Origin of the sequence: Pseudomonas brassicae (assembly GCF_010671725.1) — a bacterium.
GTDB classification, from domain to species: domain Bacteria; phylum Pseudomonadota; class Gammaproteobacteria; order Pseudomonadales; family Pseudomonadaceae; genus Aquipseudomonas; species Aquipseudomonas brassicae.
This window is the reverse complement of record NZ_JAAHBU010000055.1, coordinates 1-12,175: the sequence shown is the minus strand read 5'-3', so window position 1 is coordinate 12,175 and position 12,175 is coordinate 1. Positions and strand designations below refer to the sequence as shown.

13 protein-coding genes are annotated in these 12,175 nt (G+C 59.4%); 12 read left to right on the top strand and 1 reads right to left on the bottom strand.

From position 1 onward, the window contains the following. Nucleotides 1–2: 2 nt before the first annotated feature. From rplO to bfr, 10 genes are all read left to right on the top strand, one after another. Nucleotides 3–437, top strand: coding sequence for a 50S ribosomal protein L15 (gene rplO, locus G3436_RS05195; protein WP_115085069.1), 435 nt, complete (start codon nucleotides 3–5; stop codon nucleotides 435–437). After that, nucleotides 438–1,769: a preprotein translocase subunit SecY gene (gene secY, locus G3436_RS05190; protein ID WP_163942086.1), complete on the top strand. Its 1,332-nt coding sequence runs from the start codon at nucleotides 438–440 to the stop codon at nucleotides 1,767–1,769. Nucleotides 1,770–1,797: 28 nt separating this feature from the next. After that, on the top strand, nucleotides 1,798–1,914 hold the full coding sequence (gene rpmJ, locus G3436_RS05185; protein WP_002555468.1) for a 50S ribosomal protein L36: 117 nt from the start codon (nucleotides 1,798–1,800) through the stop codon (nucleotides 1,912–1,914). A gap of 131 nt (nucleotides 1,915–2,045) precedes the next feature. Continuing rightward, nucleotides 2,046–2,402 (top strand): 30S ribosomal protein S13, encoded by a 357-nt coding sequence (gene rpsM, locus G3436_RS05180; RefSeq protein WP_010220320.1) that lies wholly within the window; start codon nucleotides 2,046–2,048, stop codon nucleotides 2,400–2,402. A gap of 30 nt (nucleotides 2,403–2,432) precedes the next feature. Next, complete coding sequence (gene rpsK, locus G3436_RS05175; RefSeq protein WP_002555466.1) at nucleotides 2,433–2,822, top strand: 30S ribosomal protein S11; 390 nt, start codon at nucleotides 2,433–2,435, stop codon at nucleotides 2,820–2,822. Nucleotides 2,823–2,837: 15 nt separating this feature from the next. After that, nucleotides 2,838–3,458 (top strand): 30S ribosomal protein S4, encoded by a 621-nt coding sequence (rpsD, locus tag G3436_RS05170; RefSeq protein ID WP_163942083.1) that lies wholly within the window; start codon nucleotides 2,838–2,840, stop codon nucleotides 3,456–3,458. 22 nt (nucleotides 3,459–3,480) lie between these two features. Continuing rightward, nucleotides 3,481–4,482 carry a DNA-directed RNA polymerase subunit alpha gene (locus G3436_RS05165; protein ID WP_003186012.1) on the top strand — a complete coding sequence of 334 codons (1,002 nt, stop codon included), beginning with the start codon at nucleotides 3,481–3,483 and terminating at the stop codon, nucleotides 4,480–4,482. A gap of 43 nt (nucleotides 4,483–4,525) precedes the next feature. Continuing rightward, the gene (gene rplQ, locus G3436_RS05160; protein WP_002555463.1) at nucleotides 4,526–4,912 is read left to right on the top strand and encodes a 50S ribosomal protein L17; all 387 of its coding nucleotides are present in this window, start codon (nucleotides 4,526–4,528) and stop codon (nucleotides 4,910–4,912) included. 174 nt (nucleotides 4,913–5,086) lie between these two features. Next, nucleotides 5,087–6,535, top strand: coding sequence for a catalase (locus G3436_RS05155; RefSeq protein WP_163942068.1), 1,449 nt, complete (start codon nucleotides 5,087–5,089; stop codon nucleotides 6,533–6,535). A 155-nt stretch (nucleotides 6,536–6,690) separates the two neighbouring features. After that, the gene (gene bfr / locus G3436_RS05150; RefSeq protein ID WP_163942064.1) at nucleotides 6,691–7,155 is read left to right on the top strand and encodes a bacterioferritin; all 465 of its coding nucleotides are present in this window, start codon (nucleotides 6,691–6,693) and stop codon (nucleotides 7,153–7,155) included. Between the two features lie 84 nt (nucleotides 7,156–7,239). Here bfr and uvrA read toward each other — a convergent pair whose 3' ends face one another. After that, nucleotides 7,240–10,074 carry an excinuclease ABC subunit UvrA gene (gene uvrA, locus G3436_RS05145; RefSeq protein WP_163942061.1) on the bottom strand — a complete coding sequence of 945 codons (2,835 nt, stop codon included), beginning with the start codon at nucleotides 10,072–10,074 and terminating at the stop codon, nucleotides 7,240–7,242. A 129-nt stretch (nucleotides 10,075–10,203) separates the two neighbouring features. Between uvrA and G3436_RS05140 the strand changes: the two genes are divergently transcribed. Next, nucleotides 10,204–11,598 carry an MFS transporter gene (locus G3436_RS05140; RefSeq protein ID WP_163942058.1) on the top strand — a complete coding sequence of 465 codons (1,395 nt, stop codon included), beginning with the start codon at nucleotides 10,204–10,206 and terminating at the stop codon, nucleotides 11,596–11,598. 9 nt (nucleotides 11,599–11,607) lie between these two features. Beyond that, nucleotides 11,608–12,126, top strand: a complete 519-nt coding sequence (locus G3436_RS05135) for a single-stranded DNA-binding protein (protein ID WP_163942055.1) — start codon at nucleotides 11,608–11,610, stop codon at nucleotides 12,124–12,126. Nucleotides 12,127–12,175 lie beyond the last annotated feature (49 nt).

Sequence of the window (12,175 nt, the reverse complement as noted above, 5' to 3'; positions counted from 1 at the left end):
CGATGAAACTCAATGATCTGAGTCCAGCGCCGGGTTCCCGTCGCGAGAAACATCGCCCGGGTCGTGGTATCGGTAGTGGTTTGGGCAAGACCGGTGGCCGTGGCCACAAAGGTCAGACCTCCCGCTCCGGTGGCACCATTGCTCCTGGCTTTGAAGGCGGTCAACAGCCGCTGCACCGTCGTCTGCCGAAGTTCGGCTTCGTTTCGCTGAAAGCCATGGACCGCGCAGAAGTGCGTCTGTCCGAGCTGGCCAAAGTGGAAGGCGACGTTGTCACCGTGCAATCCTTGAAGGATGCCAACGTGATTAACCAAAGCGTACAGCGTGTGAAAATCATGCTGTCCGGCGAAGTTACTCGCGCGGTCACCATCAAGGGTATCGCAGCCACCAAAGGTGCGCGTGCGGCTATCGAAGCAGCTGGCGGCAAGTTCGAGGAATAAATGGCTAAGCAAGGTGCTCTCTCTTCGCTCGGTAAAGGCGGGATGTCTGAACTTTGGGCTCGTCTGCGTTTTCTGTTTCTGGCGATCATCGTCTATCGGATAGGCGCACACATCCCAGTTCCAGGCATCAACCCGGACCGGCTGGCGGAACTGTTTCGACAGAATGAGGGGACCATTCTTAGCTTGTTCAACATGTTTTCCGGCGGCGCGCTGGAACGGATGAGCATCTTTGCACTGGGGATCATGCCGTACATTTCGGCATCGATCATCATGCAGCTGATGACCGCCGTGAGCCCGCAGCTGGAGCAGTTGAAGAAGGAAGGTGAAGCTGGCCGTCGCAAGATCAGCCAGTACACCCGCTACGGCACCGTTATCCTGGCGCTGGTCCAGGCTGTTGGCATGTCCATCGGCCTGGCCGGTCAGGGTGTAGCGTTTTCTGCTGACTTTGGCTTCCATTTCGTTGCGGTCTCCACGTTTGTGGCGGGCGCGATGTTCATGATGTGGCTGGGTGAGCAAATCACGGAGCGCGGTGTAGGCAACGGTATCTCGATGTTGATTTTCGCAGGTATCGTCGCCGGTCTTCCGAGAGCAATCGGGCAGTCTTTCGAGTCTGCACGTACGGGCGATATCAACATTTTCGCTCTGGTCGCTATCGGTTTGCTGGCAGTAGCGATTATCGGTTTTGTGGTGTTCATTGAGCGTGGTCAGCGTCGTATCGCCGTTCACTATGCCAAGCGTCAGCAGGGCCGCAAGGTCTTCGCTGCGCAGACTAGCCACTTGCCGCTGAAAGTGAACATGGCGGGCGTAATCCCGGCCATTTTCGCAAGCAGCATTTTGCTGTTCCCGGCTTCGCTGGGTGCCTGGTTCGGTCAGTCTGAAGGTATGGGCTGGTTGCAGGACATCTCGCAGTCGATCGCTCCTGGTCAGCCGTTGAATATTCTGCTGTTTAGTGCAGGGATTATTTTCTTCTGCTTCTTCTATACGGCGTTGATGTTCAATCCGAAAGACGTAGCGGAAAACCTGAAGAAGTCCGGTGCCTTTATTCCGGGCATCCGTCCAGGTGAGCAGTCGGCACGCTACATTGATGGCGTTCTGACCCGCTTGACCATGTTCGGTGCTCTTTATATGACGGCCGTGTGTCTGTTACCCCAGTTCCTGGTGGTGGCGGCTAACGTTCCGTTCTACCTTGGCGGGACCTCGTTGCTGATCGTGGTAGTGGTTGTGATGGACTTCATGTCCCAAGTACAATCGCACCTCGTTTCACACCAGTACGAATCCCTGATGAAGAAAGCCAACCTGAAAGGCTACGGTGGCAGCAGCATGCTGCGCTGAGAGACCCTTAAGGTTCGAGGAGTTGGTGATGAAAGTTCGTGCATCGGTGAAAAAGCTGTGCCGTAACTGCAAAATTATTCGCCGCGAAGGTGTTGTGCGAGTAATTTGCAGCGCGGAACCACGTCACAAGCAGCGCCAAGGCTGAGTGTGATCTGTGCTTCAAACCCAGCAGCTAGTGCGCTGCTGGGTTGATTATTTGTTTCTACAGCGATATTATCTCGCGCCCTATTTCTTGGCTTCCGGGGCGTAGGTAGCTGTCAATTGGAGTCCCACTGAATGGCCCGTATTGCAGGCGTTAACATTCCAGATAACAAGCACACTGTTATCTCGCTGACCTACATCTATGGTGTTGGTCGCACTACTGCACAGAAAATCTGTGCAGAGACTGGGGTCAACCCAGCCGCAAAGATCAAGGATCTGAGCGACGAGCAGGTTGAATCGCTGCGTACTGAAGTCGCGAAGTACATCACCGAAGGTGATCTGCGTCGTGACATCAACATGAAAATCAAGCGGTTGATGGACCTGGGTTGCTACCGTGGCCTGCGTCATCGTCGGGGTCTGCCAGTACGCGGTCAGCGTACCAAGACCAACGCGCGTACCCGTAAAGGTCCGCGTAAGCCGATCCGCAAGTAATCGCACCAGCGAATCGACAGGAATTTAGAAATGGCAAAACCTGCTGCTCGTCCTCGTAAAAAAGTTAAAAAGACAGTGGTTGATGGCATCGCCCACATCCATGCATCTTTTAACAACACCATCGTGACCATTACCGATCGTCAAGGTAACGCCCTGTCCTGGGCTACCTCCGGTGGTTCGGGTTTCCGCGGTTCTCGCAAGTCCACCCCGTTCGCTGCTCAAGTAGCTGCCGAGCGTGCTGGTCAAGCTGCGCTGGAATATGGTCTGAAGAACCTCGACGTCAACGTCAAGGGTCCAGGTCCAGGTCGTGAGTCCGCTGTTCGTGCTCTGAACGGCTGTGGCTACAAGATCGCCAGCATCACCGACGTGACGCCAATCCCGCATAACGGGTGCCGTCCGCCGAAGAAGCGCCGCGTGTAATCAGGAGACAGATAAATGGCACGTTACATTGGTCCAAAATGCAAACTGTCTCGTCGTGAAGGCACCGATCTGTTCCTGAAGAGCGGCGTTCGCGCTCTGGAATCGAAGTGCAACATCGAAGCAGCCCCAGGTATTCACGGTCAGCGCCGCGGTCGTCAGTCCGACTACGGCACCCAGCTGCGTGAAAAGCAAAAAGTCCGTCGTATCTACGGCGTGCTCGAGCGTCAGTTCAGCGGTTACTACAAGGAAGCAGCCTCCAAGAAGGGTGCTACCGGCGAGAACCTGCTGCAACTGCTCGAATGCCGTCTGGATAACGTCGTTTATCGTATGGGCTTTGGCGCTACTCGTGCCGAATCCCGTCAGCTGGTTTCGCACAAAGCGATCAGCATTAACGGCAAGACTGTAAACGTTCCGTCCTACCAAGTTCGTCCGGGTGACGTGGTCGCGGTTCGCGAGAAGTCGCTGAACCAGCTGCGCATTGTTCAAGCCCTTGAACTGTGCGCCCAGCGTGGCCGCGTTGAGTGGGTAGATGTAGACACCGCGAAGAAGTCGGGCGTTTTCAAGAACGTTCCTGCTCGCAGTGATCTGTCTGCCGACATCAACGAAAGCCTGATTGTCGAGCTCTACTCCAAGTAAGGGCTAGAAAATAGGTGCATCCATGCAGATTTCGGTAAATGAGTTCCTGACGCCCCGCCACATTGATGTGCAGGTCGTCAGTCCAACCCGCGCTAAAATCACGCTCGAGCCTCTCGAGCGCGGTTTCGGCCATACCCTGGGCAACGCGCTGCGCCGCATCCTGTTGTCCTCCATGCCTGGCTGTGCAGTAGTCGAGGCCGAGATTGACGGTGTACTCCACGAGTACTCCGCCATCGAAGGTGTACAGGAAGATGTCATTGAAATCCTGTTGAACCTGAAAGGCCTGGCTATCAAGCTGCACGGTCGTGACGAAGTTACGCTGACCTTGTCGAAGAAGGGTTCGGGGGTGGTTACCGCTGCCGATATTCAGCTGGATCATGATGTCGAGATCGTTAACCCCGATCACGTAATCGCTAACCTGGCGTCGAATGGCGCCTTGAACATGAAGCTCACCGTAGCTCGTGGTCGTGGTTATGAACCGGCCGATTCGCGTCAGAGCGATGAAGACGAAAGCCGCAGCATTGGTCGCTTGCAGCTCGACTCTTCGTTCAGCCCGGTTCGCCGTATCGCATACGTGGTGGAAAACGCCCGTGTCGAGCAGCGTACTAACCTGGACAAGCTGGTTATTGATCTGGAAACCAACGGTACTCTGGACCCTGAAGAGGCAATCCGTCGTGCTGCAACCATCCTGCAACAGCAGTTGGCTGCATTCGTCGACCTCAAAGGTGACAGCGAACCCGTGGTAGTCGAACAGGAAGACGAGATCGATCCGATCCTGCTTCGTCCGGTTGACGATCTGGAATTGACCGTGCGTTCGGCCAACTGCCTTAAGGCGGAGAACATTTACTACATCGGCGACCTGATTCAGCGTACCGAAGTAGAACTGTTGAAGACTCCGAACCTGGGCAAGAAATCCTTGACCGAAATCAAGGACGTTCTGGCCTCCCGTGGTCTGTCCCTCGGCATGCGCCTCGACAACTGGCCGCCTGCAAGTCTTAAGAAGGACGACAAGGCGACTGCCTGATCGTCGTAATCACCGAACGTAGTGTTTGGTAAGGAATGAACCCATGCGTCATCGTAAAAGTGGACGTCACCTGAGCCGTACCAGCTCTCACCGTAAGGCCATGTTCCAAAACATGGCGGTGTCGCTGTTCGAGCACGAGCTGATCAAAACTACTCTGCCAAAAGCCAAGGAACTGCGCCGCGTTGCCGAGCCGCTGATCACCCTGGCCAAGGAAGACAGCGTTGCTAACCGTCGTCTGGCTTTCGACCGTACTCGTTCGAAAGAAATCGTCGGTAAGCTGTTCAACGATCTGGGCAAGCGCTATGCCACCCGTCAGGGCGGCTACCTGCGTATCCTCAAGTGCGGCTTCCGCGCTGGCGATAACGCACCTATGGCGTACGTCGAGCTGGTTGATCGTCCTGTTGGTGGCTCGGTTGAAGCTGCTGAGTAAGGCGAACAGTCTGTAACAAGGAACCGGGCCTCGTGCCCGGTTTTTTGTGCCTGCATGAATTGAAAGAATCTATTGATCTCAGTCACGCAATGAATTTGATGGTGTCATGTTCCTGGTCAATACTCCCCTCACGCCGATTAGCCGGCCGCATCAGTCTGATAAGGGAGAAAATACATGAGCCAGAACACGACGTTGACCACCGCCAGTGGCGCACCGGTCGCCGACAACCAGAATTCGCGCTCGGCAGGTCCGCGTGGGCCGTTGTTGCTGGATGATTTTCACCTGATTGAAAAGCTCGCCCACTTCAACCGCGAGAACATCCCAGAGCGCCGCGTACACGCCAAGGGCTCGGGTGCCTACGGTACCTTCACCGTCAGCCGCGATATCACCCAGTACACCAGCGCCAGGCTGTTCAGCCATGTTGGCAAGCAGACCGAGACCTTTCTGCGGTTCTCCACCGTGGGTGGTGAGCGGGGTTCGGCTGACACCGAGCGTGACCCGCGCGGCTTCGCGCTGAAGTTCTACACCGAGGAAGGTAACTGGGACATCGTTGGCAACAACACCCCGGTGTTCTTTATCCGTGACCCGCTCAAGTTTCCTGACTTCATCCACACGCAAAAGCGCTTGCCGCAGAGCAACCTGAAGAGCCCGCAGGCCATGTGGGACTTCTGGTCGCATTCGCCAGAGGCGCTGCACCAAGTCACCATTCTGTTCTCCGATCGCGGTATTCCGGACGGCTACCGCCATATGCACGGCTTCGGCAGCCACACCTACAGCCTGATCAACGCACAGGGTCAGCGTACCTGGGTCAAATGGCACTTCAAGACCCTGCAAGGCATCAAGAACCTGGCGCCTGCCGAGGCAGCGCGTCTTGCCGGTAGTGACCCGGACTACGCTCAGCGCGACCTGTTCGACGCCATCGAGCGCGGTGACTTCCCGAAATGGCGCGTGTGCATCCAGGTCATGAGCGAAGCCGAGGCCGCCAGCCGTGCCGAGAACCCGTTCGATGTGACCAAGACCTGGTCGCAGAAGGACTACCCGCTGATCGAGGTGGGCGAGCTTGAGCTCAACCGCAACCCGCTGAACTACTTCGCCGAAGTGGAGCAGGCTGCGTTTGGCCCGAGCAACATGGTGCCGGGTGTCGGCCTGTCGCCAGACCGCATGCTACAGGGCCGCGTCTTCGCCTATGCAGACGCGCACCGCTACCGTGTGGGTACCAACCATCAGCAACTGCCGGTGAACGCCCCACGCTGCCCGGTGAACAGCTATCAGCGTGATGGTTCGATGGCCTTTGGCAGCAATGGCGGTGCAGCCCCGAACTACGAGCCCAACAGCTACGCCACGGCGCCCAAGCAGGCACCGCAGTATGCCGAGCCCGGGTTGGCCCTCAACGGTGCGGCGGACCGCTACGACCATCGCGAAGACACCGATTACTACAGCCACGCCGGTGCCCTGTTCCGGTTGATGAGCGATGCGCAACGGGCCCTGCTGATCAGCAACATTGCCGGCACCATGGCCAGCGTTTCGCGCGATGTGGTGGAGCGTCAGCTACAGCACTTCTTCAAGGCCGATCCAGCCTATGGCGAAGGCATCGCAAAGGCATTGGGTGTCAATCTGGCCTAAGTCGAAGTGATAAGGAGAACCGCCCGCATCTGGGCGGTTTTTCAATGCAATTGACTACTGTTTACCCACTTTTTTAGCGGTTTTAGCGTAATTTGCAGTGACCTGTCGGTCATCCTGGTTCAAACTATGGTTTTCAACCAGGGAGAGTCAGGGCAATGCAAGGTCACCCGGACGTAATCGATTATCTCAACACGTTGCTGACGGGCGAACTGGCGGCACGCGACCAATATTTCATCCACTCGCGGATGTACGAAGACTGGGGCTTCAGCAAGCTCTTCGAACGCATCAACCATGAGATGGAAGAAGAGGCGCAGCACGCCGACGCTCTGATGCGCCGTATCCTCATGCTCGAAGGCACGCCACGCATGCGCCCGGACGACCTTGATATCGGTGCCACTGTGCCGGACATGATCGCTGCCGACCTGCGCCTGGAGTACAAGGTGCGCGCGGCACTGTGCAAGGGCATCGAATTGTGCGAGCTGCACAAGGACTACATAAGCCGTGACATCCTGCGCGTGCAACTGGCCGATACCGAAGAAGATCACACCTACTGGCTGGAGAAGCAGCAGGGCCTGATCAAGTCGCTGGGCCTGGAGAACTACCTGCAGTCGCAAATGTAATCGGTCGTGCAATGAAAAAGGCCATCGGGTTCGCCCGATGGCCTTTTTTGTTCTTGCCGCACACTGCTCTCGCAGGAGCCGGCCTCAGGCGCGGTCGCGAATCAGCAACGGCTTGAGGTAATACCCCGTGTGCGACTGCTTCATCTCGGCCAGCTCCTCAGGCGTACCGCAGGCGATGATCTGACCGCCCTTAGAGCCACCCTCCGGCCCCAGATCGACCAGCCAGTCGGCGGTCTTGATCACATCCAGGTTGTGCTCGATCACCACCACCGTATTGCCGTGGTCGCGCAAGCGGTGCAGTACATCGAGTAGCTGCTGGATATCGGCGAAGTGCAAACCGGTGGTCGGTTCATCAAGGATATACAGCGTCTTGCCGGTATCGCGCTTGGACAGCTCGCGCGACAGCTTGACCCGTTGTGCTTCGCCACCCGACAGCGTGGTCGCCGACTGCCCCAGCTTGATGTACGACAGCCCCACATCCATCAGCGTTTGCAGCTTGCGCGCCAGCGCCGGCACCGCATCGAAGAACTCGCGGGCTTCCTCGATGGTCATTTCCAGCACCTCGTGGATGTTCTTGCCCTTGTACTTGATCTCCAGGGTTTCGCGGTTGTAGCGCTTGCTCTTGCACACGTCGCACGGCACGTAGATATCTGGCAGGAAGTGCATCTCGACCTTGATCAGGCCATCGCCCTGGCACGCCTCGCAGCGCCCGCCCTTGACGTTGAACGAGAAACGCCCCGGCCCGTAACCTCGCGAGCGCGACTCGGGCACGCCGGAAAACAGTTCGCGGATCGGCGTGAACAGCCCGGTATAGGTTGCCGGGTTGGAGCGCGGGGTACGCCCGATCGGGCTCTGGTCGATGTCGACCACCTTGTCCAGGTGCTGCAGGCCGTCACAGCTGTCGTGGGCGGCCGCCTCGAGGGTGCTGGCACCATTGAGCGCCGTGGCGGCCAGTGGGAACAGCGTGTTGTTGATCAGCGTCGACTTGCCCGAGCCCGATACGCCGGTGACGCAGGTCAACAGGCCGATCGGGATTTCCAGGTCGACGTTCTGCAGGTTGTTGCCGCGCGCGCCCTTGAGCTTGAGCGAGAGCTTCTTGTTGCGTGGCGTGCGCTTGGCCGGCACGGCGATCTTGACCCGCCCCGACAAGTATTTGCCGGTCAGCGAATCCGGGTGCGCCATCACTTCGGCGGGTGTGCCCTCGGCCACGATCTGGCCACCGTGCACGCCGGCGCCCGGGCCGATATCGACCACGTAGTCGGCCATGCGAATGGCATCCTCGTCGTGCTCCACCACGATCACGGTGTTGCCGATATCGCGCAGGTGGTTGAGGGTGCCCAGCAGGCGATCGTTGTCACGCTGGTGCAGGCCGATGGACGGCTCGTCGAGGATGTACATCACCCCCACCAGGCCCGCGCCGATCTGGCTGGCCAGACGAATGCGCTGCGCTTCGCCGCCAGACAGGGTATCGGCACTGCGGTCGAGGGTCAGGTAGTCCAGCCCCACGTTGACCAGGAACTGCAGGCGCTCGCAGATCTCCTTCAGGATCTTGTCGGCGATCTCGCCGCGGCGCCCGGTCAGCTTGAGCCCGCCGAAGTAGTCGCTGGCATCGCCGATCGGCAGGTTGGTCACCGCCGGCAGGGTTTTTTCGCCCACCCACACATGCCGCGCCTCGCGACGCAGGCGGGTGCCGCGGCAATCGGGGCAGGGCTGGGTGCTGAGGAACTTGGCCAGCTCTTCGCGCACGGTGGCCGACTCGGTCTCGCGGTAGCGACGCTCCAGATTCGGCACGATGCCTTCGAACGGGTGCGAGCGCTTGACGATGTCGCCACGGTCGTTGAGGTACTTGAAGTCGACGTTCTGCTTGCCGCTGCCGCTGAGGATGACTTTCTGCTGCTCGGCCGGCAGTTCGTTGAACGGCACTTCGAGGCTGAAGCCATAGTGCGCAGCGAGTGAGCCGAGCATCTGGAAGTAGTAGACGTTGCGCCGGTCCCAGCCGCGGATCGCGCCCTCGGCCAGGGTCAGTTCGCCATTGACCAGGCGCTTGATGTCGAAGAACTGCTTGACCCCCAGGCCATCGCAGGTCGGGCAAGCACCGGCAGGGTTGTTGAACGAGAACAGCTTGGGTTCCAGCTCGCTGATCGCGTGGCCGCAGACAGGGCAGGCAAAGCGTGCGGAGAAGATCATCTCTTCGCCAGGCTCATCGTCCATGGGCGCCACCAGGGCGATACCGTCCGCCAGCTTCAGGGCGGTCTCGAACGACTCGGCCAGGCGCTGCTGCAAGTCGTCACGTACCTTGAAGCGGTCGACCACGACATCGATGCTGTGCTTTTTCTGCTTGTCCAGCTTGGGCAACTCGTCCAGCTCGAACAGCTTGCCATTGACCCGGGCGCGCACGAAGCCTTGTGCGCGCAGTTCCTCGAATACGGCCAGGTGCTCGCCCTTGCGTTCGCGGATCACCGGGGCCAGCAGCATCAGCTTGGCGCCCTCGGGCTGAGCCAGCACCAGGTCGACCATCTGACTGACGGTCTGGGCCTCCAGCGGGATATCGTGGTCCGGGCAGCGCGGGGTACCTACGCGCGCATAGAGCAGGCGCAGGTAGTCGTAGATCTCGGTAATGGTGCCCACGGTCGAACGCGGGTTGTGCGAAGTCGATTTCTGCTCGATGGAAATGGCCGGTGAAAGGCCTTCGATGGTGTCGACATCGGGTTTTTCCATCATCGACAGGAACTGCCGGGCATACGCCGACAGCGATTCCACATAACGGCGCTGGCCTTCGGCGTACAGGGTGTCGAACGCCAGCGATGACTTGCCGGATCCGGACAGACCGGTGATGACGATCAGTTTGTCCCGGGGCAGGGTCAGGTCGATGTTCTTAAGGTTGTGGGTACGTGCCCCACGAATCAGGATCTTGTCCACTGCGGCCTCGCTCGGCGGGCATAAACGCAGGAGTATACGGCGCGCTGCCATCACGCGGCAAAGCGTCGCGTATATGCCGTTAACCGATGGGACTGGTAGAATCGCCGCCGGTTCACACGAGGTTTATCCATGCACGATCCCCAAAGCGAACGCATGAGCGGCAGCGAGACCCGCGCCGCAGGCGGCCTGGCCCTGGTGTTCGCCTTCCGTATGCTGGGCATGTTCATGGTGCTGCCGGTACTGGCCACCTATGGCATGGACCTGGCCGGCGCCACGCCGGCATTGATCGGCCTGGCCATCGGTGCCTATGGGCTGACCCAGGCCGTGTTGCAGATTCCGTTCGGGGTCGTTTCCGATCGTATCGGTCGGCGTCCGGTCATTTACCTGGGGCTGCTGATCTTCGCCCTGGGCAGCGTGCTGGCGGCCCAGGCCGATTCGATCTGGGGTGTGATTGCTGGGCGCATCCTGCAGGGCGCCGGGGCGATTTCGGCGGCGGTGATGGCGCTGCTGTCGGACCTGACCCGCGAGCAGCACCGTACCAAGGCCATGGCCATGATCGGCATGAGCATCGGCCTGTCGTTTGCCGTGGCGATGGTGGTCGGGCCGCTGGTGACCCGTGCCTTCGGCCTCTCGGGGCTGTTCCTGGCCACTGCGGCGATGGCGGTGGTGGGCATCGCGCTGATCGCGTTTGTGGTACCGGCCTCCAACGGGCCCCTGGCGCACCGCGAGTCGGGCGTGGCCAAGCAGGCCCTGGGGCCGACCTTGCGCCATCCCGACCTGCTGCGCCTGGACGTGGGCATCTTCGTGCTGCACGCGATCCTGATGGCCAGCTTCGTTGCCTTGCCGCTGGCCTTTGTCGAGCGTGGCGGCCTGCCCAAGGAAGAGCACTGGTGGGTGTACCTGACTGCCTTGCTGGTTTCATTCTTCGCAATGATTCCGTTCATCATCTACGGTGAAAAAAAGCGCAAGATGAAACGCGTCCTGCTTGGCGCGGTCAGTGTGCTGATGCTGACCGAGCTGTTTTTCTGGGAGTTCGGCCGCAGCTTGCAGGCATTGGTAATCGGTACGGTTGTCTTCTTCACCGCGTTCAACCTGCTGGAGGCGTCGTTGCCGTCGCTGATCAGCAAGGTGTCGCCAGCGGGCGGCAAGGGCACGGCGATGGGGGTGTACTCCACCAGCCAGTTTCTGGGGGCGGCACTGGGCGGCATCATGGGTGGCTGGCTGTTCCAGCATGGCGGTTTGGGCGTGGTTTTCCTGGGGTGCGCGGGCCTGTGTGCCCTTTGGCTGGCCATAGCTGTTACTATGCGCGAACCACCTTACGTGACGAGCCTGCGCCTGCCGTTATCGCCTGAAGCGATTCGTGAAGCGGGCTTGACCGAGCGCCTCAAGGCCGTGCCGGGTGTGACCGACGCAGTGGTGGTGGCAGATGAAGCCGCCATCTATATCAAACTGGATACACAAATTTTGGATCGTACGACCCTGGAGCTGCTGGTAAACCCGGCGCCCGCGGCGTGCCAAGCCTAGGAGAACGTTATGGCCCGTGGGGTTAACAAAGTCATTTTGGTCGGCACTTGCGGCCAGGACCCTGAAGTTCGCTACCTGCCCAACGGCAACGCGGTGACCAACCTCAGCCTGGCCACCAGCGAACAGTGGACCGACAAGCAGACCGGCCAGAAGGTCGAGCGTACCGAGTGGCACCGTGTGTCGATGTTCGGCAAGGTCGCCGAGATCGCTGGCGAGTACCTGCGCAAAGGTTCGCAGGTTTACATCGAAGGCAAGCTGCAGACCCGCGAGTGGGAAAAAGACGGTATCAAGCGTTACACCACTGAGATCGTGGTCGACATGCAAGGCACCATGCAACTGCTGGGCGGTCGCCCGCAGAACCAGGATGGCGCGCAACAGGGTGGCAACAACTACAACCAGGCGCCGCGTCAGCAGGCGCCTCAGCAGCAGCGTCCGCAGCAGGCCCCTCAGCAGCGCCAGGCGCCGCAACAGGCCGCGCCGCAGCCGGCTCCGGATTTCGACAGCTTTGATGACGATATCCCGTTCTAAGCCCTGGCGTGCGCCTGGCTTGAACTCAAACGCCCGATGCCTTGCATCG